Genomic DNA, 25,984 nt, shown 5'->3' with positions numbered 1-25,984 from the left:
TAATCATGTTCTCTTGTTATCTTTTAAAAAGGTCGTCGTCCTGGTCGTTGAATAGGTTGTTGCGCTTTTGGTTCATTTCTTCTTTTTTGCGTTCTGAGAACGGGCCCTCTGAGTTGTCTTCTTCAAATAGAGGGGCATCGCTTTCTTCTGTGTAGCGGACAGTTTCCTCTTGCATGTATGTTTCCTCTTCTATATGAACGGACGTCTCCTCTTCTGAAGCATAAATGTCTCCTGGTTGTTCTGTTTCATAAGAAGTAGGTTCATAGCTTTCCACCAAAGGCTCATCTCCTTCCATTTCATTTAAGGTATCTTCAAAGAGAATAGGGCCTTTGTCTTCTGTTAAACTCTCCTCTCGACGTACTGGAGACGTAGAGGCTGCAGGTCTAGTTGGGGCGCCTCGTGTTTCCGTTGCACTGAAAAGCGGCTTTTCAGCCTGACTGCGGCTCATATCCCCAGCTGTTTCCTCCAACTCCACACCTAGTGGCCCATCAGAAACCACACGCTTGTCATAAACATCTTCCTCATACGGCTTTTCCATAGGGAACGGTTGTCCGTGCTCATAAAGTAACGCTTTGTCCACGTCTTCTTCAGAACGATTTTCCGCATAGCGTTTACCGTTATTAGTCCTAGTATGCTGCTCTCCAGCCAGACTCTCCTCTAATTCTAGATCAGGATTTCCCGTGCGTTCCATTGTCGTTGCTTCATTCGTCACACTTGCCTGGTCATGCAGAGCGGTGACCTCTTCACGAGCGTAATCTTTCTCCGTTTCAACAGGATCCCCGCTCAGGAGCTGCTCATCGAGCGGAATGCTTCCATCTATATTTGTATCAGGCATTGGACGGTTAATGGAGGTGCTTGATTCTGTCATTCTCTCGTCCTCTGAAACTACGGGTTTCTGCGCCTTTAAGGGCTCGGTATTTTCTTCCTCTAAATGCAATGAAGGCTCTTCCGTCGCATACCTTTCCATACGGCTCTCGGTTAAAGCTTCTTGGCGTAATTTCATACTTGAAATCGGCTCTGCAAGTACAAGCACTTTTCCGACTTTTACATCGAACTCGTAGCGGTATGCTTCCTCTTTGGCAATGCCCACCTCCATTAGAGTATCAGCTACGCTTTTATTTTCAGGTGTGAAAAGGCTCTTTGGAGTTACTATGGAGCTGCTTGGATTGATGCTAGAATACTCACTCAGCTGAGCTTCCCTTTCATCATGACCACGCGAGAATCCACCCTCACTGAATTGCTCTACAATACCTCGGTTATCTCGAATAATCCAGATATCCTCCGGTTGGTACCCCTCCGATTGAAGCCAATCAATCTTAGCTAGCGCCTCTTCTTCCATTAAATAAGAACCAATAACCTCTTTACGTTGCTCGATCATGCAACTTCCTCCTTAGAGTGCTGTAATAAGAATCTTATACCCAGAAGTGTAAAAAGGGTAAACCAACCTAGAAAATAATTCAAAAAACGCAACCATTTATGTTAGAAAAACGTCCAAATAGGGAAAATAATTACAAATGATTTACTACTTAAGACATATAAAACATATATTAGTACCTAGAGAGAAAATGAATTACATATTTTATTAAAGCGAGGAACTGGGGGATAATATGACAAATCCAAATGGAGTTACCATCCTGATTCCAGCCTATAATCCTGATGAACAACTCATCAAGCTTATCCGTGACATTGTAAAAGAAGGCTTCAAGCAGATCCTGGTTGTTAATGATGGAAGCAAACAAGAGTGTGATTCTATTTTTAACAAGATAAAAGAATGGAAGGAATGTACCTTACTGGAGCATCAGGTGAATAAAGGGAAGGGGCAGGCGTTAAAGACTGCTTTTTCCCACTTCTTAAGCACCAGTCCTAACGCTGTGGGGCTTGTTACATTGGATGCAGATGGCCAGCATGCGGTCGAGGATATGAAAAAGGTGGCCACCAGGCTTTGCGAGCGGCCGGAGAGCCTTGTTCTTGGAGTCCGTAATTTTTCAGCAGATGACATTCCCTTCCGGAGCAAATTCGGGAACGTATTGACGAAAAACATAGCTCGCTTTGCTTGTGGCATGCAAATCTCCGATACCCAAACAGGGCTCAGGGGAATACCCGCCCACTTTATCGAAAAACTGATTCATGTTGCCGGTCAACGATATGAATTCGAGATGAACATGTTAATGGAATGCAAACCGAATAATATTGAGATTGAAGAAGTAGAAATCCAAACAATCTATTTAGAGGAAAATAAATCTTCCCACTTTAAGCCGATAAGGGACTCCATTAAAATCTACGCGACCTTTCTAAAATTCGCCTTATCTTCTGTACTTTCATTTGGCTTGGATATCCTGTTATTTGCACTCTTTGTCATGATGTTAAATGGTGTTTTCGTTGAATCTTACATCATTCTAGCTACCGTGCTATCAAGGGTTCTGTCTTCCTTATTTAATTTTACTGTAAACAGGAAGGTGGTATTTAAATCTACCAGCTCCTATGCTATGGTAAAATATTTTTCCCTCAGTATCGCGCAAATGCTTGCATCCGCAGGTGGAGTGTATCTCATCTTTGAATTGGTCGGCTTTGGGGAAGTCGGCATAAAAATTGTAGTTGATGGACTGCTTTTTTTAGCAAGTTACGTGATTCAGAAAGAATGGGTGTTCAAAAAGAAATACCAAGTACGAGCGGGACAATAAACTTAGACAGACAAAAAAGACCTGGGACTTTATCCTAGGCCTTTTTTTATTCAGAAATAGCATTTTCAAAAGTTAATTCCAAACACAACCGATGTACCGTTTGGGAAATCTCGATTTTGATTACCGCTTAAACCAACGTTTGTTTAAAAAAAGCTATTCTAAATAAGTGCTTCTTCAACAAAATAACAAAAACCTTATCATTTCGACACCGCCAGATAAGTTCCTCTGAAATAGCTTTTTCAAAAGTTAATCCCAAATCCAACCCCTGTACCCCTTGGGAATCCTACATTTCCATTTCCGTTTAAACCAACGTTTGTTTAAAAATTACTATTCTTTGATTGCCGGCTTTTGTTTAGTAGAAGGGAATGCAATGGCCGTAAGTGAACGGTCCTGAACTTCGACGCTTGCGATATTTTGATTCGGAAGGGTGATGTGGTTCACCTCTAAGTAATACGTATAGCTACCGGGCAGTGGAATGATATCCGTCCAGATTATTTTTGTAGTATTAATAATTGTTTTTTCGCAATCATTTTGACCAAATTGATTGATCAATGCAAAACTTTCACTTGTTAACGGAGTTGTCTCCCGCAGCAAAGAGAACTCCACAATAAAACTGTAGGCAGGATTGTTTTCCGTTAGGATAAAAGCTTCGATCATTGCATCGAGCTTTACCACTTCATTCGGAAAATGGGTCTTCACTTTCAACTCAATGGCTTGCGTTGGCGTGTCCGCTTCTATCCCCAACATTTCATCGCTCTGATTATAATAATACCGTGGCTCCATGGCTCTAGGTTGCGCATCACAATTACACGGCACCCTGCAACCGCAACTTTTTCTCCATTCAAAATATAAGGACATTGAAAAATGCCTCCTTTAGACATACTATCCATTCCATAACATATGCTTGTCATCGGTGTTTGGCGAGGGTAGGAGCCTTGAAGAAGCAAAATAAAAAAGCCCATAAACCCTTTTTCTTATGGATTTATGGCCTCATTTAGTATCATTCATACAATTCCTTATACACAATCGCCTTCAATGCCAGTAACTCTTCATCAGTCAGTTTCTCCTCAAATGTTTCCATTAACTCCAGTACTTCCTGTTCCGTCATGCCATTCGCTGCTTTTGACTGGATCTGCTGCATTTCCTGGAAGCTGAGCTTTTGCATGACCATCCTTGTTGCCTCTTCACGTGTTTGGACTGGCAGCTCTTCAAGGTCAGCTTCTGCCCCTTCGGCAATATAGCTCTTTAAGGCAGGAGACCTGTCCACATACTCCCTTGCCATGGCCACATCATTATTTTCCACCAGATCTTTTTCTACGTATTCGACAGCCTGATCTTCAATGAATTTATTGACAAAGTAATAGCCTGCATATCCAATTATCCCTAGGATAAGAGCTGTAATAAATAACCCTTTGAAAAATTTCAATTAGGACACCTTCTTTCTCTTTTACTATATAAAATTAACTCATTAAAAAGCAAATTTTGAAAAAAGAGTTTAGGGATTGGGTAAAACGGCTAATGTAAAGAAACAAATAACGACGAAAATCTAGTTATATTAGAAAAAATTTCAAATTATCCTTGTGTTTTTACTAAAAAATAGTAGAATTGTAGTATATTTTGTAATTAATTGGGCGGTGAAATTTAGTTAATGAACGATTTTAAAAATATTGATAACAAAGACGAGATTATCAAAGTGCTTCAATATGCCTATCAACAAGGAACAGAGAGAGAGAATATCTCGATGATGGAACTTGTAAATGAAATGAAAGAAAAGCTGCAGCTGCTAATAAAATAAATAAGATAATAGATTACTAGATAACACCTTCCCTTACCCGTTTGAAGGTGTTTTTATTTTGGCCAAATATGTTTGGCTAAGATATCCAGCCATTGCTTTCCTCCATGAAAGAGAGAAATATGTTAGAATTAAACACGTTGTCTGTAAATATCGAATGAGAACAACTTAGAAAAAACAAAAGGTTTAAGGTGATAGAATGATTGGAAGAAATGATTCATGTCCTTGTGGCAGTGGAAAGAAATATAAGAAGTGTTGTGAGAAAAAACAAGACAACCTTGATAAAGTGTTGGAATCAGAAGTGATGGGGCTTCAGGTTGAAATGATGCGGTTTGCCTATGAAAAGTTTGCTAGTGAGCTTGAAACGGTCAGCTCCAAGTATCTACATAAATTTTCATTAGATGAGATGAAGGAAGAGGCATTTAACGAGCTGCTTCATCTCTGGTATATGTTCACGGTAAAGCGAGATAATGGTTTAACAATCGTGGAAGAGTTCGCCGCAGTTCAAGAGGGCAAGTTCTCCCGTCCGCAAGTAAAAGAATGGGCGGAAAGCTGGCAAAAGGCATATCCATCTGTCTATAAGGTGGGAAATGTGCGCGGTGAGACATACACGATGGAAGACTTTTTTACAAAAGAGAAAGAAAAAGTCACATACATCGGCAGAGAGGATAGCTTAAGCAAAAATGAGCTGGTAATTGGGATGTTTGTTCCGTTCAAACAGGCAAAGGTTGTGTTCATGTCCACTTTTGAACGCGGGGTGTTGGAAGCTATCCGTTTGGAAGAAAAGCTAGCCGAGGAGTTTGCAAAAGTGGAAATTGATTCCGCCTATATTCGTGCAGAATTCCCAGAGCTTGCAGGTAAAATGGTAGAGTTTGAACTAAGTGAAGAGGATGTTCAGCAGTTGCCTGTTCAAGATGAGGCGCAGGAGCGTGTGTTGGACCTGTTTACAGAAGGAGCTAAAAAGCGCGGTTATCCGAAAAGGTTTTTTGAATTTGCTTCCATGCTTTGGTCCATCTATTGCATGAAAGAGAGTCCGATGATTCGCAATGAGCAGAATTACGCTGCTGCATTGATTTACTTTTTAGACACTCATTTTATGAAAGAACAACAAGAAACACAGAAAGCGTTGGCTGAAGAGTTTGGTATCTCAGCTGGAAGTGTATCATCGACATTCCGAAAGTTGGATGAGGTTTTACAGCCAGTTATCCAAACTTTTGAAGAAGATATTGAGGCAGCCTTAGAGGGCGCTTCGTAATGGAGTAAGCACCTGATTTTCCCGATTTATCTCGGGGGAGGTTAGGTGCTTTTTTTATTTGGAAAATAGTCAGTTTCCTGCATAAATTTTCCTCGTATGCACATGCTACTTAAAAAATGTAACGATGAATGGGAGGCATAAAAAATGCAGCGTTTTATATTGGTTATTTGTGCATTTTTAATAGGGGGGACACTGTTCTTTTCCCCGCTTGGTGCAACTGCGGCTCCAAAAGAGGAAGAGGTGGATTCCTACTTGAAGGAGATTGGCTGGATAAGGAAGGACCTTAATAAGTATTTAGCGTTTTATGAAGTGAATTTGGATGATTTCAAGGACATCGAACATTTGCGTGATGAGCTTGGAACGCCAATCAACGAGGAAAATCTTCTTGTAATGTTAGAAACTTACGATCTTACAAAAGAAGAGCTGGAAGTCCTTTTGTCCCGTTTTGGAGAAAAGGTGCAGGATTATACGTTCATTGAGGACTTAGAAATTGCGGTTGATTTTTATATGACACATGAGGAAGAAGTCGCGCGTGCGGAGGATTTTCTCGTTTCCATGGGATTTGAAGCAGAAGAAGCACGCCAGATTTTCCAGCATATTTTGAGTCTCCCGAAAGATGTTTTGGCAGAAGAACTTGAAAGATTGCAAGGGATGTTGAATGAAGAACCAAATTCTGTGGATAAAGTGTTTTCGCTATGGACTGAATTCATGGAAGTGTTTCAGGTGGAGGCCGACCTTCATGTAGAGGACGGTAGTCGGGTTAAGGTATCCCAAGAGGCACTTATGCAGCCTGGATGGTTGGAAGGGAAGGAAGTTCACCTGGACCTGTTTGATGGGGAGGGTTCACTTCTTGCTTCTGCAGTAATGGATGAGCAAATTGTATCGCCAACTTACGTGCAGTCTACGGGAAAAGAGCTCATACACTTGGGGCAGGTTGGTGTGAAAATGAGTGATGAGCTTTATAATAATAGAATGCCTGACACGGCGTCTCTTTATGGATTAGGGATGTTGGCGGGACTGTGCTTGATAGGATTGGCTGGTTTGCTGCTTGGTGCGAGAAGGGTCCGCAGGGGATAGGGGATGCGGGTGCTTGTTCTTTGGATTTTGATGGGTACAGGGGCTGCTTTGTTTGTTGGAAGCGGCCTTTTGTATTGGCAGGGAGTTTCGGCGGTGGAGGATAGGTCAGAATTTGGAAGTAAGGTGGAGGAAGGAGGCGGGCAGGAATTGGAGGTGCCTCTGGCTGTGAGTATCGCAGCAGGAGATGAAATTGGAGAAGTGTATTTTCCTGTGTTAGAGGTTGGAATTCCAGTATTTCATGGTGTGACGGAAGGCGAGCTTGGAAAAGGTGTGGGGCATGTTCCAGGTACGAGTTTGCCTGGGGACGGAGGAAACATAGTACTGTCTGGGCATAGGGATACTGTATTTCGTAGGCTGGAAGAGGTTGAGGTAGGGGATAAGGTTGTGTTTTGGTTTGGCGGCGGCTTGTACACTTACAAGATCAGCAAGATTAGGGTTGTGGATAAAGAGGATACATCTGTGGTCGTTCCCCGAGCGCGGGAGGTATTGACGATTACAACCTGCTATCCTTTTACCTTTATTGGGAGCGCGCCTGAGCGGTATGTGTTGGAGGCAGAGTTTATTGGGAAGGAAGATGGAAAGCAAAAGGGTCAGACCCCTCTTTAGTGCATTAACGCACAGCGGGTCAGACCCCTCTTTATCGCTTTATCACGCTAAACCTCACTTGCTCTTCTCAAGCACTGGTTTTTCTTTTACCTTGTTTTTGAAGGCTTCCACTAGTTCGTCGCCATTGTAGCCTTCGTTCACTAGGCGTTCTAGCAGTTTTTCGTGGTAGTTGGTGTTTTTTCGGAAGAGCTCGCCTTCGAACAGGATGCTCATTTTGTCTTCCATCACTGCCACTTGGCGGACGACGGCCTCAAAGGAAGCGGGATCATTCGTCGGTTTAGAAATAGTTGCTTGAACATGTAGCATTTCTTCCTTATCGCGAAACTCTTCGTACTTTTCCGGCTCACTCTTAGGCAGCAATGCTTCTATCAACCAATTTTCTTTTCCGTACTCTCTATTGATAATCAATCCGTCTTGTAAATCCAGTTGTTCAACTTCTTCACCATGTACGAGGGATATTGCAACAAGTCTGAACGTTTTCATGATTTTCCTCCAACGGGTATATTTTCGGTTCTTTTCAAGAACATGTACCAATATTTTGTCTTATTATAACATAAGCACAAAGAAAGATACCTACCACAATCTGAAGGCATAAAAAAACCCCAATATCTCTAATTTCATGTTTCGACAACTTTCCGCCACCCTAAAACAGGATTTTCCCCTTAGAGCAAAATCCGATTTTACTCCAAAAAACCATTACAAAACCTGAAAACACTCATTTTACCTTCCTTAAGCAAGCAGTTATGATAACGGAGCAACACGAATTTTGTAGAAAAAAGGAGGGAGAATCGTGATTAATGAAGTGGTGTTGATTGGTCGAATGGTGAAAGACCCTGATTTACGTTATACAGGTGATGGTGTGAGATATATCTAATACTGTCATAAATTATTATTAATAATGACATGTATTATAATATATGACATTGTTTTTAGCTCTTGGAAAATAAATTTATAGGTATTCAAATACAATGATTTGTTAAATTTTCTAGTGTGTTTCCTTAATTCAACTCCATTTAATGCTCACTAGTCCTAAACTATGCGCTTCTATTGATAATAGAAACGCATAGTTTTTGCGTTATTACTAAGAAATTTTAAATATTAGTAATTAGTTTGAAAAATTGAAGAAATTACCATATGCGTATGGTATCATAATAAAAAACAAAGAAAAAATTGGGGGATTCTTATGACACTTATGATGTATTTCTCAAAAGTGAACGTAAATTCAAATATATTTGATGTATATGCTGAAAGAACTTCAATTCAAGAAATTATGGACGAAGTTTTTAATAAGATTGATAATAAAACTGAGTATAAAAAGTTAGAAGAAAGAACTTTTATTAATAGCAATAATGAGTTAGAGACCATTGATTTAAGTGAAGTCTACAATTTCTCTGAATTAACAAAAGTAAAAGATGCTGATAATTTTTATATTACTGGAAAATTAGTTAGGAGATATCCATTACATACAGAAGAATGGGACGATAAAAAAAGAGAGTCCCTTAGTGTTACTCATAGTAATAACTCAATAAGTATATATTTTTATTTTGACTTAAATTCAGAAGTAATTTCTTTTTGTCAGCGGAACAAGTTTGGATATAAGCAATTTAATGAATCATTTCAAGAGTTATTGAACATTTACTTAGAGAGGGTGGGTTTTGAAATATTTTTACTGAAAGATCCTTTTACCATTGAAGAACGTTTAAAACAAGCTTATAAAGTAGAAAGAATAAAGTCTACTGTCATTCCGCCTAATAACAATAATGAAGATTTGAGAAAATTATATGATGATGATGTGGTTAAAATGGAGGAAGGCAACATACAGAAAAAAATAAGTGTATTTGAAGTTCATCAGAAAAGCAAAACAGGTATAAATATTAATTCAACTATTGTAAAACAAGTTTTAGATTCGAATAGAGCGTATGAAAAATATGCCAGGGGATATGGGAGTATAGAGGTTAATGGAGTAAATAAGGATGGAACAAAATTTTATTTTAATTCTGAACAAGATTCTCCATATAGAGTTTCTATATATGATAATGAAAAAGAAGATGGGAACAAATTTATTAAAAAGGCGAAAATAGCTATATCTTCATTTTTAACAAAAATGGTAGTGGAAAAATTTGATGAAGGTGAGTAGCATGCATAAAAAAATATCGTTTGGTGAATTTTCTAATAGGACGAACCTGAGACACAATCCTTTTTTTCATTTATATAAACCTGAAGCTTATTATTCCTTCCTACTCTCTATGATTTTTACTGTTATAGTTTATTATTTCTTGACATCAAATGAATCGAATTTAAGTTATGTAAGTGATACAACAAAAAATATAGTTCTTAATTCATCCTTTGCGTTAATTGGTGTGTTAGGTTTCTTGATAAGTGGGCTTGCAATATTGACCGGAACTGTAAACACTAAGGTTGTAGATAAACTCCACCATAATAATAAATACGAAAATTTAATGTCTATATTTTTCAGCTTTTATCATTTAGGAACGGTTGTCGGTGGATATATAATATTATTTATTTTAATTTACTTTGTATTATCTATAAACTTCCATCCAGTATACTTAATTTGGATATATATTATTTTGGGATTTGTATTATCCTATGGTTTGTTCTTTATTATTTTTTACTCTGTTCATTTGTTAAAATCAAGTATCGCAATTTTTGAAATAAGCTATAAATATTCCATTGAAAGCCGTGATCAAAACATATTTGAGTCCGGAGAATTTTTTGATTTACGATTAGATGCTATATTGTTGAGTATGTTAAAAAAAGACATTCTTAATAAAACAGAGTTTAAGTCTTACTTAGAGGAATGTATTGAAACTCAATATGATTTCTTAAGTGAAGATAAAAAAGAAGAACTAAAAAAGAAGTGTAGGAAATATTATAATTTTTGAAGAATCCCGTTGTTATATTTCAAGTAACTAGATAATTTGATTTATCCAACTATGAAAAAGAACTATTTGTCTATGTATTTGAAAAAAGTGAATTAGTAGGTCCCCAAAAATACTAATGATTTTTGTTGTAGAAACTTAATAAGTGTATCACATAGATTTAAGAGTAAACATAATAAAGATGAATAACCTTTCCTTTTCATAAAAAGAGATGATTATGGCTCATATGACTTACAGTGCTATGAGCTTGCTGTATTCCTTAATTTTATATCTCAGGGTTGATGATTTAATTAAAATAAGATAAGAAGGTGAATCACAATGAAACTAAATTTTCCATGCACAACATGTTTTTTAAATGGTCGAAAAAATATTGAATCAGCAATCGATATAACTGATGATGGAGTATATGAGGTTAAATGTGAAAACGGACATTATTCAATTCAATTAATAAGGAATGAAAAATATGAAATATTGTTTGATTTAGGTATGCTCGCTTTAAATAATGGGTTTGCTAGAGAAGCAGTTTCAAGCTTAGCTTCTTCACTTGAAAGATTTTATGAGTATGCTACACGGGTAATCCTTAATGGTTTTGATATTGGTGCCGAGGAAGTAGAAAAGACATGGAAGCTTGTTTCTAATCAATCAGAACGCCAATTAGGGGCTTTCTATTTTATGTATTTGTCTATGTTTAAAGAAGTACCTACTTCATTTCCTAATAAAAAAACATCATTTAGAAATAATGTTATCCACAAAGGATATATTCCTACAGAAAAAGAAGTATTTGAATATGCAGATGAAATATACAATTATATTGTGAAATTCACATTAAACTTAAAAGAAAGACTTAGTGAAAGTATGGAGGAGTTGTTTCAAGAACGACTGAATATTATAGAAGAAAAGTTTGGGAGGGACGTTTCTACACCAAGTTATGGAACTATTTTAGATAAAAGCAGACCAATAACTGTACTTGCAGAGAGCAGTCTTGCAAAGGAATATGAATATGTTAAGGCTGAATATTTAATGTATTCAAAATAGAGAGTATACCCTTTTAATTTCGTATCAAACCGCAGCTTTCTATAAAAACAATATAAGCTACCTAACTTATCTTCATCACTATTGTATAAAAATGAAAGGCATTTAATTCGGTTGATCTATACTAAAATTTTTATTAATCTGTAAGGCGTTACATTAACAACAACGTTTTTGAACAAAAAAATCCTTATGTATCAAGCCTATCTTAAAAATCAGGTGGGTTGTCCTTTTTAATAAAATAAATATAATAAGCAAAGTGTTACATTTAGGAAGGATGTATATAGTTGGTTAAATATAAGGATGATTGCATTGAAATGCTAAAATCAAAAGGGCCTTTACTTGGTAGCGAATTAAATAAATATTTGGTTGAAAGATGTAGTATAAAACCAAATAATGCCAGACAAATTATCCTCCGTTTGAAAAATCAGGGCGCATTCTATAGCACTGATCCAGTTAAATTTCGTCATAATCAAGTATTATATTTTTTACCTTCACAAAGTTTGAAAAGTAAACTGAAGGAAATTTTTCCAGACCATGCAGTAACAATACAACGGGTATATCAAGCCTTAGTTGAGGAACAAGGTTTTTTGTTTTGGTCAGAGTTTGGAAAAATATCAGCGGGCGTAGTTGATCCATCGAAATCTGAAAGAAAAACAGCTAAAGAAATTTTTGATGATCTCTACAATCTTGGAATAGTAGAAAAAATTGAATTTAATGGAATTCCTGTCATAGTTGCAAAAAGAGATTGGGTTCCTAATGTAGATGCATCACAGAAAGAATTGTATAAAAGGGTTCAAGATTTGTCATTCAATCAACAATTTACAAAGGACTTATTGAATTGGCTAGAGAAAATGAACTTTGTAGGATGGAACTCTTCTTACATTACTGATGTTGATGATTATGAACAAGGTTACAATGGGTTTTATTGTGACGCTATTAGTTATTGTTATCTATGGGGACTTTACAGAACTAATAATAAAGATGAATTATATGAACCATCATTAGGAAAAGCAGGTTCGCCAGTAGTTATCGAGTCAATTTTACATAGAAAAACTAAAAGGCATGATATATCGGGTCTTATTAATCGTGTTAGCAACCTTTATGGTCCAGTTAAAGGAGATAAAAATTTTAAAATCATTCCTATTTGTTTCGTGGATACAATTGAAACTGATGCTTATGAGTTAGCACGAGCTCGAGGAATTATGGTAATGATGCTTAGAGATGTTTTTGGAACTAAGATGGTTGAATCCTTGAAAGCTATTCGTGAGGTAGATCCCCAAAATGTAGACCCTATAGCTCTAGCCAAAATTTTGGATAACGCGAGTGAGACTGGCCAGGACGGGAAATTTGGTTCGCTTAAAGGATATGTATTTAACTTTTTAATAGCTTCTGTTTTTAGTGAATACGGCTATAAACCACGAATAGGAGTTAAATATGAAGATACTCAATCTGATAAAAAGTGTGAGTGTGATATTGTTGTGTCAGTTGATGAGGATTATATTATTGCTTGTGAGGTTAAAGGATACAACAAAGGGATTGAAGTTCTGCTTGGTAGCTCAGAAGAAGATGAGGCCTCTGTAAAAAAGTTTTTCGAAAAAACATGTAGAATTATTCAAAATAGAACCGGTAAAACCGTTATTCCCGTGTTTATTACTTCAGCAAGCTTTTCCGAAGATGCTTTACTATATCTAGAGAAAAGAAATAACGGCAAAAAAATAAAACGTATCCTAGAAGATTTTAACTTTCCTTCTTCAGTTTATTATGATCGAGAAGCGTTGATGAAAATATTTTCTAATAAATCTAAGTTTACAGAGCATAAACGTGTATTAAAAGAATTTTTTATTGATTTAGCAAAGGGACGGAAAATTATTTGAAAGGTTTATTGATATGAAAAAGATATAATTGGTAATTAAACTTTTCAGAGTACAAATTAGCCAAGTTAATTGTCTGCGATAAGCTTCTAACAGGATTTGGATACTTGACAATTGTAAGTCAATTCGGTGAGAGCAATTGAATGCGCCATTCACTTCTTTAGAACCATATTCATGAATAAAACGTTATGTAAACAGAATCTATGGAAACTATCACTACACACGACAATGTGCGTTAAGAACATAGAAACTGGTACGGCACGAAAGCAAAAAAACGTATTTTAAGGAGAAATAGTGTTTAGAGTAAATCGTGATATAATGCTATAGGAGATTGCGTAGATGGGGCTGCGCTAAAAGAAGCTATTTAAGCTATAAATAGATAAGGAAAATATCTAATGCCGATACTTGGAAACTCTTATCTAAGCTATTCAAAAACTCGTTATAAAAGATGTTGTTTTGTATGTTAATAAAAAGTAAGTGCTAAATACAGTTATACCGTTAACTAGTCTACTGACCTGAGTTAATCTTGTGTATGAATTTAAGGAAAAAAGTTGGTGGTCAATTTTATAATGTTATGATCAACAACCGGGTACTTAAATAGAATAAACAGTAAAGGAAAGACCGTAAAATTAAAGTTTAGTACAAAACTTTTAATTAGCGGTCTTTTAATATGCAAAAATCATACTGCCTTTAAAACTTCCAGGATTTAAAAAACCAATTAATTTGTGTAAATTAACTTTTGAATAATTGGATTATAAAAAAAATAGTAAGTTTCTCTCTTAGTAATTTTATAATACTTTTTACATTTTTTAATTGTTTCATTTTCATTTGTACTTGCAACTTTCATAATATATGAGTAGTCAAAGGAATCAATAAAGTTAGGTGTAAACTCGTTATTTATTACCTCATTAAATAAATTAAACCTTGTTAAATATGAAACCATTTTATCAACCTTATAGCGACTAATACTTGTTTTTCGAGAAATATCAACTATTGAGAACCCAGCATTTACTAGGGGTCTGATTAAGGCATATCCTACTTCAATTATATCCCCATACTCCTCCCAGACCTTATCAACTCTCTTGTTTCCAAATTTCACACTGCAACATATGCATATATGTAGATTAAAATGTGTTTTGGATTTAACATTATTTATTTTAAATAACATTTTATTGCTATTGTTATGCTGGCACCAAGGTGTCAAACAGACAGTGAGGTTTTGCAAATAATCTAACAGTGATTTTGAAAAACTAGATGGGATTTCTAATGAAACGAAATTCTCCACAGTAATTTTACATTCCCATAAAACCTTGAACAGAATAGAAATAGAAATATCTACTGATTCTAGTTTTGTTACCTTTAAAGAATTAAGTAATTTGTATTTATAATCTCTAGAAATGAATTTTATATCTTCTGATTTAAATATATCCACTTTATTACTACAGAGGTAAATGAATTTAATTAAAATATCTTTGTATATATTTGAAATATCACTTGATTTGGTTTCTGAAGAAAATATGGCTGAGAAATTCTTATATTGTTGGCTAAGCCAAACATTTTTTCTAATTAGTGAATCATCATAAATTAATTCAGTACTTAATTTAGAACAAAGAGTATTATCACAATTAAAACAATGACCAGATGCTAAATTGGTATGAGTATAAGGTTGTTGCTGCCCGCATTTACTACAAGTTGAAGTTAGTAGGACATTGTGCCTAATGCAAATAGTGATATCTTTTAATTGCCACTCCAATTTGTAGTAAAGGTTATCTGCTAAACAATTTGGACAGAAATACCTGAACTTTATATTGTAAACACCATTTAAAAAAGATCCTTTACTATGAGTGATTTCCTCTAATAGAACCCTATCACACATTACGTTTAATATTGAATTTAAAGAACAATTTAAAAGGTCTCTTTCTAATACCCCTGTAATTAAAGAAATCTTTTTTATATCAAATACTCTTTTAGGATTAGTATCAAGTTGATGAGTACTACTTAAATTGTAAACCTTATAAAATTTATTGTTACTTTTTAATAAATCCATGATATGTACTTTATTTTGGTCGCACAATCTCATAAGAAAACTTGAAAGGCACTCATTGTTTTTGGGTTTTATTCTTATAGTGAAAATATTCTCCACTTCATCACCTTCAACAAAAAAGATAAAAATCCTTTTTAGTGTGTACAAGTGAATTAATTTTATCCATTTATATTAACTATCACTAAATAATTAATTTGGCATGTTGTTTATTAATTTAGAAAAAATTATTATAAGAAATAATCTGAAACTAAATAATCTGAAACTATACTTTACCAATGTTAGATAAACAAGGAGGGTAATTGAATGAAACCTAAGAACTTCCAACCTGTTCGTAAAGTGAATAATAAAAGTAGCAAATTATATCCTCACAGTAAAGGATCATTCTTCAGTTTTAAGATGAATAAAGAGATTGAGTATGAATCATTAAGTGAATGTTATTTTTTCTTTTTTCTTGACCTGAATCCAAAAGTAAAGAAGTACTTCCCTCAACCTATGAAAATAAATATCCCAGTAAAAAACCATGAGCAGGACTTTTCGGTTTGGGAACACGTTCCTGACGTTTTAGTTTATTGGACTTCTTTAGATAAAAAGCCTACAATCTACCAAATTAAATATGAAATTGATCAAAACGATTCAAAACAAAAAATTGCCAATAAATATTGTGAAAAATATGCGCAAAAAAACAACTATGAATATCGTGTTATAGAAATTATTTCTGTAGATAAAACTGTAATGAAAAACTTAAAGTTTCTTCATAGTCATTTAAAGGAAAGAAGTTATTTTAAAGAGATAATACCTTCTATTCTTGAACTATTTGCTAAGCACACAAGTCTAACGGTTGAAGAAGTATGTGAAAAATTAAATCATAAGTATAGAGATTTATTTATATTGCCAACAGTTTATTATTTGTTAGCAAATAATTTATTAGGAACTAATATTAATGTTGAACTCGGATTGCATTCAGTTTTGTCAAAAGAAAAATATGAAATCAAATTAGAAAAAGGTTTAGCGTTGGAGGAATAATTATGAAAATTACTACTTTAAAAGTTAATACGCCAATCATTTATTGCGGTTTAAAGTATATAGTTTACTCTATAGAACCACCAAAAATTAGCATTGTTAGATCTGAAAGAAATTGTAGTCCTATTGAAATTAGTTTTTATGATTTAATTGTTGACCCCTCTTTTGAAGCTAGTGAAAGTTTACTTAAGAAAATTGATAAAGAAGAAGAAGTATATTTTTCAGTACTCGATAATTTAGATGAGAAAAAAAGAGAAAAACTTTCTAAACGACTAAAAATAATTAAACCCTTATTGCTACTAGAAAAAATAAAGCAAGGTGATTGGGTTTCACTTGTAGATTTTAAAGAAAATTACAAATATTTAATTGGAGACGAAAAAGAAATAGAAAGTATAAATCAAGAACAAATTTTATCTTTATTAGAGAAAGAATTTAGTGTATCTAAGAGAAGCATACAAAGATATCTGTCCCAATATAAAGATATGGACTTAGTTAAACCTAATGAAGGTGAGTTAGGGTTAATATCTAAAGAAGGCGAGGGGTACAAGTATCGGGAGGATAATAAAATTATAGAAATATGTCATCCTAAAAATCCGGAACTTATACTACATACACTAAATACTAGATTAAAGAGTGAATATATTCCTATTATAAAGGAAGTGTTTGAAAAGGATTTTCTAAATCTTCATAAAAAGAGCAAAAAAAAGATTATAGATGTGATCACTATAAAGTGTGTACAAAATAATCTTGAACCACTAAAAGAGATTACACTCTATAAGATGTTCGATAGAATACCAAAGAAATTAACTGACACATTTAGATATGGTGCGAAAGTTAGTGAACAATATCTAGATGTTAATAGAGGGTATGCAAATGAAGAAGCATTATATCCATTTCATATAGTAGAGATAGACCATACAAAATTAGATTTGGACATATTAGATAATATTGGAAACGTAGTTGGAAGACCGTGGGTAACATTAGGTATTGATTTATATACAAGAATGGTTTGGTGCATGCACATATCATTTGAACCACCATCTGCTAATAAAGTAAGGAAAGCTGTAGAACAGGGAGTTTTAATTAAAAATAGTAGGGGGAGATACGGAACTTTAAAAGAGTGGGAATCTTTTGGAATACCCAAAAACATTGTGTTGGATAATGGTGTTGAATTTGATAATGCAGAAACTAAACGAATAATAAATGAAGTTCTTAAGTCGAATGTTAGATATCGTCCTATAGCTACTCCAAGATATGGAGGAACTATTGAAAGGTTATTCAAAACCTTAAATTCTAAACTAATTCACCAGTTAAAGGGGACTAGGAAAAGCAATATTAATGATTTAGGGGAATACGATGCAGAAAAAGAAGCTATGCTTACATTGGATGATATTAATGAAATATTAACAAGGTTTATAACAGATATTTACCATTATGAGGAACATAAAGGTTTACCTTTAGAGTCAAATACACCTATGGTTAGATATTATGAGGGCCTAAAATTAAGTGGGTTTCCAGATTTTATAGAAGAACAAAATATTGAAGAATTTAAAATAGATTTATTACCAAAAGCTTTAAAACCATATACTAGAGATGGTGTAAGGTTAGGCAATGTATTGTACAGAGATAGTTCATTATCTTATTTAATAAATAAAAGAGAGGTGAAGTACATAGTAAAATATGATATTGATGATATTTCTTATATTTACTTGAAACTTCCTGACTCTGCTCAATACATAAAAATATATGCATCTAATCCTGATTCAGAAGTATTAAAAGGGATTAATAAATTTTCATATAAATTAATGAGAAATATATTGAAGGAAGAGGGAAGGCAAAAGCGCCTACAAATTATCTCAGAACAAGAAATAATATTTGCAAAAACAATGTTAGAAAAGGATATTCAACAAAAGTACAAGAAAGGAAGAAAATCTCGACAAATTGCAGCAAGAATGAATTTAGAAGTAGATATTAACGTTTCCCTTCAAAGTAAGGATCAGAATACTCCTTCTTATCAAGAAATACTTGAAAAAGCTAGAAGTGTTTATAAGAAAAATGAAGTGTGAATGGGGATTGAATTATGACATTTAAAAACAGAGTTTTAAATATTAGAGTTGAGCACCCCAAAATGTTAGAAATTTATAAAATAATGGACTCTCTTATTAAGAGACCCGGGAAAACACGACATCTATTCATTATTGGTAGCTCTAATGTTGGTAAAACCATAATGGCAGAAAATTATGTAGAAAAATACCCGAAAAGTCTTTATAAAGATGAAGAAGGAACAGAGGTAGACATAATGCCAGTGCTATATGTAGAGGTACCTCACCCATTTACTCTAATGGAATTTTACTATGCTATCATCGATTCATTAGGGGCTATTAGACTTGAGTCAAATCCAAAAGTAAACGATTTAAAGATAAGGGTGCATCATCTACTAAAAGTGCAAAAAGTAAAACTAATAATTTTTGATGAAATAAACAATATACTTACATCTAGAATAAATAACAGCGAAGCAATGGATGCTATTAAGCATCTATCTAATAAGACAGGTATTTCGTTAGTTTTAATGGGGACTCCTGAATCAAAAACGCTTAGAGCTCTAGATGAACAATACAAATCAAGGTACCGTCCGAAAACTTTAACAAGATTTGAAAGCTGTGATGATGAATTCTGCGATTTCTTAAAACGAGTAGAAGAACAAATTAAACCACCAAGTCCGATTGGGTTAGGAGAGAAGAGCACATATTTTCCCCAATTATTATTTGAACAGAGTAAGGGGAAAATCGGTTATTTAATTCCTATAATACAAGAAGCATTTGGACTAATGGGAATATTTGAAGATTCAAAAGAAAAAATAGACCATATTAATTTTACGCCTGATTTATTAAATGAAGCATATGAAATTATACAAGGAGACATGTTTGATGATGCGTTTGAAAAAGCTATTAGCTTTAAGTAATGAAAAATCCATTCTTCTAATTATATACAAGTGTAGGTGCGAATATAGACTGAACGAGGAAATATAGGATAGTGTTTACAATTAGACCAAAAATAAAAAATGGAGAATCACTCACTAGTTATTTAATAAGGATCTCGACTATAAATAAAGTTGATTTTATTGACACATTTAAGAAATTTTACAGGAATGAAAAGTATGTAGGTGTATTGAAAAAACGAATCCATCTTATTGATGTAATGCCAAATGAAGTTATAGATATTAAGGAGTTAGGAAGAGCTATTGGTAAAGAGTACGATGAAATAAACAAATATACATTTGAACCAACTATAAAATTATTTAGTGATGACCCTAACATTCAGAGAAAGTATTATTTCTTTTTTATGATGTTAAAGTTAGTTGAGAACACAAACCGAAAATTCTGCCCTATTTGTTTACATCAGGAGAAATATCATAAGTTAATCTGGAAAGTTAAAGAGATTAATTTTTGTGATTTGCATAAGATAAAACTAGAAACTAGATGTATGAATTGTAATACGCCTGTTTCCTTTCTAGTTGGAAGTATAGATAAATGTGTAAGTTGTAAAAAGAAAATATATAACAAGAAAAAAGTTGAAAATTTAAAAATAGACGAAAATGAAGCAAGGAAATATAAAGATTGGTATTTTTTATTAGGTGAAGACGGCAATACTATTGAGTTAAACCAAAACTTTAATAATAAGGAACAAGATGGATGTTTGAAATTATTATACCTTTCTTTAGCAAGGAATGAATTGTATCAACCTAAAAAATCAATAGTATTCACAAAATCTGAAAGAAATCATTTTAGGTCCAGCGTTATAAATGGAATAAAAAAAAGACCTTTCCTACCTTACATATTTAAAGTGATCAGGCACCCTAAGATTAACTTAGCTCTTAAGGATTTCTTTAATTTAAATGTACCTAATAGTTTTAAAGATTCTTTATTAACATCTAATCGGCTCTCTTATGGGAATTGCTTAAATAGTGCCTGTAAAGGATACGGAACCAAAAAAGACCTAGAAAAAATTAATGTTTATTACAAAAAAACTTCTAAATATAGTAATGTACACTATTGTAATAATTGTTATCAGGTATATGGTATAGAAAGAAAAACAAATGAGTGGAAAAATACAAATAATATGATAAAAAAAGTAGACTTAATAAGGAAATTAATTGAAGAAGGTAAAACAAAAAAAGAAATAGAAATGGAAATGAGTATATCTCCTGTATTATACTATCGCCTGGTTGGTTACCTATCACAAACATCCTTACTGTCTCCTAATTACCAAAATATTAAAGAAGACAAAAACTTGTTGGAAAAATTCAAAAAAATCATCAGTGAATATAAAACATTGGATATGAATAAACTTTTAGCTTTATCTCAAAAGTTATACGGTTGGTCTACCAAAGAATTTTATTATTATTTTTACGATCGAGAAATTCAAAGGTACCTTATTTTTGAAGCGAAATTTGACATTAACAAAAAAGATATTGAGCTTTTAAAGAAAAAGGTTAATGAAAGTATCAATTATTTAAAAGAAAAAAATATTCCAATAAAAAAATCTAATATTTATAAAGCAATAAATTCTGAAGTGCATAAAAAAAACGTAATAGTATTTTTAATTGAGGAGGGCATTAAGGAACAAAAATTAGAGGAAATAAAAAAAATGGAAGAAATAATAAATGATTATATAAGTGAAAAGCATCTCTCTAAAAAATTTTCTGTTAGTGAATTATGTGATTTGACAAAAAAATCTCAAAGTACAATAAGGGTATATTCACCTGACTTTTTTAATTGGATTAAAAAAGTTGTTCTAGAAGAGAATGAAAAATACAAGCAATTTTTATATAATGAAAAACTAAAAAAAATTAATAATATCCGCTTGTTATATACCCAAAATGGCATTAGTTATACAAAAAAAGATGTTGCAAATCAAATAGGAATATCTGAAGGTACAATTAGTTATTATTATCGTGTATGTGGAAAAAAGTGGGGAGATTTTTCTTAGCTATTTCTGGCATTTAAATAATGTGTGTTATGGCAGCATTCCTGTAATGAAGAAAAATGAGGTTTGAACAATAAAATAACCTCTTGGTATGATATGAGTGTCCTGAAGCTGGCCAGCGAAAAGGACAAAACATATTTACCAGGAGGCATTCAATATGAATTATAACCAAAATGAAAAGATTGCTCAAATTACTTCTGAAACATTGATTATAGGTGTAGATATTGCGAAGTTCAAGCATGTAGCTCGTGCTCAAGACTTTAGAGGACTAGAGTTTGGTGCACCTTGTCACTTTGAAAATACGAAACCACATTTTGATCTTTTTTTAAGCTGGATAAAGCAATTGATGGAACAACACGGCATGCGAAAGGTAATTATAGGAATGGAGCCGACAGGGCATTATTGGCTCAACCTTGCTCATTTTCTTAAAGAAGAGGAGATTAAGTTTGTCGTTGTAAATCCTATGCATGTGAAGAAATCTAAAGAATTAGATGATAATTCTCCAACCAAAAATGACGTAAAGGACGCAAGAGTTATTGCACAGCTAGTCAAAGATGGAAGATATGCCGAACCTAATATTCCACAGGGGGTTTATGCAGAACTTCGTGTGGCAAGGAAAATACGTGATCTCCTATATGTTGACTTACAAGCTGTGCAGGGACAGATTCATAATTGGTTAGATCGATATTTCCCAGAATTTCTTACAGTGTTTAAGGATTGGGAAGGAAAAGCAGCACTACAATTATTAAAGTTAAATGCATTACCACATGAGTTAGAGATCCTCTCGGAACAAGAGATCCTCATTCACCTCAGAAAAGCTGTAAAGCGTGCGGTTGGACTCAGTAAAATTCAAGAACTTAAACGAGTAGCGAAAGACTCTATTGGTATTCGTGAAGGTTCAAGGATGGCTAAATTAGAGCTTCGCACTTTACTAGACAAGTATGAGTTGATAACTAAGAAGTTCGAAGAACTAGAATCTGATATTGATGGACTCCTTGAACGAATACCAGGTGTTCAACAAATGTTAGCCATTACAGGAATCGGCAAGGACACTGTAGCTGGCTTCTTCTCAGAAGTAGGGAACTTAAGTTACTATTCTCACCCTCGACAAATCATCAAGTTAGCTGGGTTAAGCCTAAAGGAGAATACCTCTGGAAAGCACAAAGGGCAAACGAAGATTACAAAGAGGGGCAGGAAGACACTAAGGGCTCTCCTCTTCCGAGTAGCGATGCCTTTGGTTGCTAAGAACACTGCTTTTAAAGCTTTACATGAGTATTTTACAACACGTAAAAATAATCCTCTAAAGAAAATGCAATCGTTGATAGCCATATGTAATAAGCTGATACGAATTCTTTTTACGATTGGGACAAAACAATGTGAATTTAGTGAAGATAGAATGTTGAAGGATATTCCTCATATGGCACTATTACAGAAAGTAGCTTAGGAATCTTTAGTTTGTTTTTTATAAAGTTTTATTAGGAAAATTATTTAGACATTTGAAGCACGGATTAGTCAGTAAAACAACAATACTACGGACTTAGATCCTGTCGGGCAGCATCACTGACATCCACCTCATGGAAAGGTTGGACGAAGGAATTTTGGAGCATAGACTCTGTGAGACATGGGAGGGTTGACCTCCATGAGACATGTGGACATCCACCAGTGCAACCATACTTTTACTTAGCCACCACTTTTTGGATAGGAGTGGTTAGGCGGTTAAGGACTTTTTTTCTCTAACGCACCAAAAATAACCATACTTTCAACTTACATCCATGACTTTGATGTCGAATTAATATAGATCCTAATGAAATCATAAGAAAAAGCTAGAAAGCCAGAGTTATTCCTTTCTTTATAGAGGGAGTATGTTTATCAATATTTTTAAATCATTTCTCAAAACCAAACTGTATAAACCTTAATATTTATACGCAATTTGATGTTGTGCATATTCAACATAAGGGCCAGATAATTGGTGCGAAATGTTCCTGACTCAAATGAAATGTGGACACACAATTTCGGTAAAGGTCAGGCAGTTTTAAAGTTCTAAAACTGAAGGGTTATGTCGAGGAGTCTAATGAGGAGGTAACGCTCCAAAAGGCTCCCCCTGCGTCGAATAGCATGCTGTTTAGTAAGAAGAAGTGTGTTATAAGCTCGGCTAATAGGCGTGAGAATTTACCGTAACAGTAAGGCTGACGAAAGCCTACCCGATGGGGTGGTGTAAATCATGGTGCTTGGGTTGAACAGATATGGTGAGAATGCGACGAAATAAAATATGAAAGTATATTGCTGACGAACTTCTGAATGTACGGGTCTAGACTGGCATTATATAGAAATGTATTTACTACTAAATGTAGGGTTAGCTTTGGATGAGTAAGAATCAACAATATAAAAATCCATCTTGTGTTACAGGCACATGCGATGCTAACAGGCTCATAGGAAGCACCTAAGTTTGTTCCATAATAGACATAATTCAACGTTGTAAGCTGATAACGTGGAGAGCTTACTCTCTATGAAGCGTTGAAAAGGAAACTAGTCGTGAGATTAGCGACTATATAACTTTTCTTTATATCAGTGAAAGTAGTGGCACAGTACCATTGAAGCGTGTAATGAACGTGGAGGGATAGCCACCAGACTAATAAAAGATTCATTCAGCCATGCAAGGCAGTTCTTCAACGATTAATAAGGTTCTTGTAAGACTAATAGAGGTTCAGCTCCTAAAGGAGTCACCAACTTGTTAAAACGAAAGAAACTGAGACACAATGAGTATTATGATATGCAGTATTATTTTGATTCTTTATATGCTCAAAGTGCTAATGGTCAGAATTTTTATGGATTACTAGACTTAATGCAATCCGATGAAAATATACGGTTAGCTTATCGAAATATTAAACGAAACACTGGCAGTAAAACTGCTGGAGATGACGGATTAACGATTGAAGATATAAACCGATTATCTGTATCTGAGGTTGTATCGACGATACAAAGAATGTTTGAATACTATACACCCCAAGCCGTCCGGAGAGTATTCATTCCTAAGGCAAATGGAAAAACTCGACCTCTAGGGATTCCGACTATCTGGGATAGATTGTTCCAACAGTGTATCTTGCAAGTACTTGAGCCGATTTGTGAAGCGAAATTCTATAAACATAGTTATGGTTTTAGGCCAAACCGCAATACACATCATGCGAAAGCTAGGTTTGAAACGCTCATTAATCGCGCATGCCTATATCACTGTGTTGACGTTGATATAAAAGGATTTTTTGACAATGTAAATCATGCCAAATTAATAAAACAGATGTGGTCTTTAGGCATTCGAGACAAGGCATTGCTTTCCATTATTTCACGTCTTTTAAAGGCTGAAATTATTGGGGAAGGTTTCCCAAAGAAAGGTACACCCCAAGGGGGGATCTTATCACCACTTTTATCTAATATCGTATTAAATGAACTAGACTGGTGGGTTAGTAATCAATGGGAAAGCTTTGAAACACATAAGTTATATAAATCAAATCTTGGCAGATATAATGCGTTGAAACAATCTAATTTAAAACATTGTTACATCGTGAGATATGCAGATGACTTTAAAATTCTTTGTCGCACTCGTTCACAAGCAATTAAAATGTATTATGCAGTGAATGATTTTCTTCATACAAGGCTTCGCCTTGAAATTAGCGAACAAAAATCAAAGGTGGTCAACCTAAAGAAAAACTCATCAGAGTTTTTAGGTTTTCGTTTTAAAGCCCATATAAAAAAGACGAAGAAAAGAACTCTTTATGTCGCTCGCTCACACATGACAAAGAATGCGCTCAAAAATGCACAGATAAAAATAAAACAAACAATCAAAGAGATTCAGAAACACCAATCGGTTGAGAATGTTTGGCGCTTTAATACAGTTATAATGGGAATCCAAAATTATTATTCAGCAGCTTCACACATCACTGATGATTTAACTGAGCTGAACTATCGTCTTCATAAAGCGTTATATAATCGTTTAAAAGAATCGAGAAAAGAAGCTACGTTTCAGGACTTTCCAAAATCCTTACAAAAACGGTACAAGGGATATGAGTGTAAGCTCTTCAAAATAAAAGAAATGGTACTTATTCCAATTCATGCCCAACGTTGTAAGATAAATCTGAACTTCTCTCAAAATATTTGTAACTACACTACCGTAGGTAGGGACAAAATACATCAAAACTTGCGAGCAATCAATAAACAAACGCTTACTCGTGTGATGAAACAGTTCATACCGAGCCGTTCCATCGAATACAACGATAACCGGATTAGTAGATTTATTGCACAATATGGAAAATGTGCTGTTACAGGGGTTGAATTGGGACTGGAGGAATGGCATTGTCACCATAAGACACCGTACCATCTCACCAAAGATGATTCATACGGAAACTTAATGATATTGCATAAATCTGTCCATCTTCTTATACATTTGAGAGATTTAGAGAAAATAAAAGTGCTTTTAAACTCACTCAAGTTAAATGAAAAGCAACTTACAGAAGTCAATAAATTGCGTAAGCAATGTCTGAACGAAGCTATCTGATTTTCCTTTGCATAATCATAAAAATCTTGAATGAATTGGATTAGTTGGAACGCCGTATGCTGGGAAACTCGCCTGTACGGTGTGAAGTGGGGGAAAAGCTGGAGATAACGTCAAAAGCTTACCTATCACTATAATAAGATTTTATAAGACCTTCCAAATTTAAGAGCGTAGATG

General features: G+C 34.3%; 20 protein-coding genes. 15 read left to right on the top strand and 5 right to left on the bottom strand.

Annotation, left to right across the window (positions count from 1 at the left end; genetic code table 11):
* Window positions 1-16: 16 nt before the first annotated feature.
* Window positions 17-1,378 (bottom strand): general stress protein, encoded by a 1,362-nt coding sequence (locus B4U37_RS19730; protein WP_088019619.1) that lies wholly within the window; start codon window positions 1,376-1,378, stop codon window positions 17-19.
* Between the two features lie 229 nt (window positions 1,379-1,607).
* On the opposite strand from B4U37_RS19730, the gene B4U37_RS19725 reads away from it, so the two are divergent.
* Window positions 1,608-2,681, top strand: coding sequence for a bifunctional glycosyltransferase family 2/GtrA family protein (locus tag B4U37_RS19725; RefSeq protein WP_088019618.1), 1,074 nt, complete (start codon window positions 1,608-1,610; stop codon window positions 2,679-2,681).
* Window positions 2,682-3,008: 327 nt separating this feature from the next.
* Here B4U37_RS19725 and B4U37_RS19720 read toward each other — a convergent pair whose 3' ends face one another.
* Both B4U37_RS19720 and B4U37_RS19715 read right to left on the bottom strand, forming a co-directional pair.
* Entirely contained in the window at window positions 3,009-3,539 is a 531-nt protein-coding gene (locus B4U37_RS19720; protein WP_088019617.1) for a hypothetical protein, read from the bottom strand.
* A gap of 142 nt (window positions 3,540-3,681) precedes the next feature.
* Complete coding sequence (locus B4U37_RS19715; protein WP_088019616.1) at window positions 3,682-4,107, bottom strand: hypothetical protein; 426 nt, start codon at window positions 4,105-4,107, stop codon at window positions 3,682-3,684.
* 222 nt (window positions 4,108-4,329) lie between these two features.
* Between B4U37_RS19715 and B4U37_RS22115 the strand changes: the two genes are divergently transcribed.
* The 4 genes from B4U37_RS22115 to B4U37_RS19700 all read left to right on the top strand — a co-directional run bounded on the left by B4U37_RS22115 (window position 4,330) and on the right by B4U37_RS19700 (window position 7,411).
* The gene (locus B4U37_RS22115) at window positions 4,330-4,476 is read left to right on the top strand and encodes a YwzD family small protein (RefSeq protein WP_157663854.1); all 147 of its coding nucleotides are present in this window, start codon (window positions 4,330-4,332) and stop codon (window positions 4,474-4,476) included.
* Window positions 4,477-4,672: 196 nt separating this feature from the next.
* Window positions 4,673-5,728 carry an SEC-C metal-binding domain-containing protein gene (locus B4U37_RS19710; protein WP_088019615.1) on the top strand — a complete coding sequence of 352 codons (1,056 nt, stop codon included), beginning with the start codon at window positions 4,673-4,675 and terminating at the stop codon, window positions 5,726-5,728.
* 144 nt (window positions 5,729-5,872) lie between these two features.
* The gene (locus tag B4U37_RS19705; protein ID WP_088019614.1) at window positions 5,873-6,805 is read left to right on the top strand and encodes a processed acidic surface protein; all 933 of its coding nucleotides are present in this window, start codon (window positions 5,873-5,875) and stop codon (window positions 6,803-6,805) included.
* Between the two features lie 3 nt (window positions 6,806-6,808).
* Window positions 6,809-7,411 (top strand): class D sortase, encoded by a 603-nt coding sequence (locus B4U37_RS19700; RefSeq protein WP_088019613.1) that lies wholly within the window; start codon window positions 6,809-6,811, stop codon window positions 7,409-7,411.
* A gap of 54 nt (window positions 7,412-7,465) precedes the next feature.
* Here B4U37_RS19700 and B4U37_RS19695 read toward each other — a convergent pair whose 3' ends face one another.
* The gene (locus B4U37_RS19695) at window positions 7,466-7,894 is read right to left on the bottom strand and encodes a YwpF family protein (RefSeq protein ID WP_088019612.1); all 429 of its coding nucleotides are present in this window, start codon (window positions 7,892-7,894) and stop codon (window positions 7,466-7,468) included.
* Window positions 7,895-8,594: 700 nt separating this feature from the next.
* On the opposite strand from B4U37_RS19695, the gene B4U37_RS19690 reads away from it, so the two are divergent.
* From B4U37_RS19690 to B4U37_RS19675, 4 genes are all read left to right on the top strand, one after another.
* Window positions 8,595-9,548: a DUF4747 family protein gene (locus B4U37_RS19690; RefSeq protein ID WP_088019611.1), complete on the top strand. Its 954-nt coding sequence runs from the start codon at window positions 8,595-8,597 to the stop codon at window positions 9,546-9,548.
* Window position 9,549: 1 nt separating this feature from the next.
* On the top strand, window positions 9,550-10,314 hold the full coding sequence (locus B4U37_RS19685) for a hypothetical protein (RefSeq protein ID WP_088019610.1): 765 nt from the start codon (window positions 9,550-9,552) through the stop codon (window positions 10,312-10,314).
* Window positions 10,315-10,629: 315 nt separating this feature from the next.
* Window positions 10,630-11,346, top strand: a complete 717-nt coding sequence (locus B4U37_RS19680) for a hypothetical protein (RefSeq protein ID WP_088019609.1) — start codon at window positions 10,630-10,632, stop codon at window positions 11,344-11,346.
* A 281-nt stretch (window positions 11,347-11,627) separates the two neighbouring features.
* The gene (locus tag B4U37_RS19675) at window positions 11,628-13,217 is read left to right on the top strand and encodes a hypothetical protein (protein ID WP_088019608.1); all 1,590 of its coding nucleotides are present in this window, start codon (window positions 11,628-11,630) and stop codon (window positions 13,215-13,217) included.
* 715 nt (window positions 13,218-13,932) lie between these two features.
* Here the strand turns inward: B4U37_RS19675 and B4U37_RS19670 are convergent.
* Complete coding sequence (locus tag B4U37_RS19670; RefSeq protein ID WP_245840107.1) at window positions 13,933-15,294, bottom strand: TniQ family protein; 1,362 nt, start codon at window positions 15,292-15,294, stop codon at window positions 13,933-13,935.
* 267 nt (window positions 15,295-15,561) lie between these two features.
* Here B4U37_RS19670 and B4U37_RS19665 point away from each other — a divergent pair, with 267 nt between their 5' ends.
* The 6 genes from B4U37_RS19665 (at window position 15,562) to ltrA (ending at window position 25,810) form a co-directional block, all read left to right on the top strand.
* Entirely contained in the window at window positions 15,562-16,281 is a 720-nt protein-coding gene (locus tag B4U37_RS19665) for a TnsA endonuclease C-terminal domain-containing protein (RefSeq protein WP_088019606.1), read from the top strand.
* Window positions 16,282-16,283: 2 nt separating this feature from the next.
* Window positions 16,284-18,344: a Mu transposase C-terminal domain-containing protein gene (locus B4U37_RS19660; RefSeq protein ID WP_088019605.1), complete on the top strand. Its 2,061-nt coding sequence runs from the start codon at window positions 16,284-16,286 to the stop codon at window positions 18,342-18,344.
* A gap of 14 nt (window positions 18,345-18,358) precedes the next feature.
* Window positions 18,359-19,240: a TniB family NTP-binding protein gene (locus B4U37_RS19655; RefSeq protein ID WP_088019604.1), complete on the top strand. Its 882-nt coding sequence runs from the start codon at window positions 18,359-18,361 to the stop codon at window positions 19,238-19,240.
* Window positions 19,241-19,311: 71 nt separating this feature from the next.
* A complete protein-coding gene (locus tag B4U37_RS19650; protein WP_157663852.1) occupies window positions 19,312-21,267 on the top strand; it encodes a TniQ family protein in 1,956 nt (651 codons plus the stop codon).
* Between the two features lie 154 nt (window positions 21,268-21,421).
* Complete coding sequence (locus B4U37_RS19645) at window positions 21,422-22,708, top strand: IS110 family RNA-guided transposase (protein WP_088019602.1); 1,287 nt, start codon at window positions 21,422-21,424, stop codon at window positions 22,706-22,708.
* 1,284 nt (window positions 22,709-23,992) lie between these two features.
* On the top strand, window positions 23,993-25,810 hold the full coding sequence (ltrA, locus tag B4U37_RS19640) for a group II intron reverse transcriptase/maturase (protein ID WP_088017010.1): 1,818 nt from the start codon (window positions 23,993-23,995) through the stop codon (window positions 25,808-25,810).
* Window positions 25,811-25,984 lie beyond the last annotated feature (174 nt).

Origin of the sequence: Sutcliffiella horikoshii, assembly GCF_002157855.1 — a bacterium.
GTDB classification, from domain to species: Bacteria; Bacillota; Bacilli; order Bacillales; family Bacillaceae_I; genus Sutcliffiella_A; species Sutcliffiella_A horikoshii_C.
This window is presented reverse-complemented; position numbering and strand designations above follow the sequence as displayed.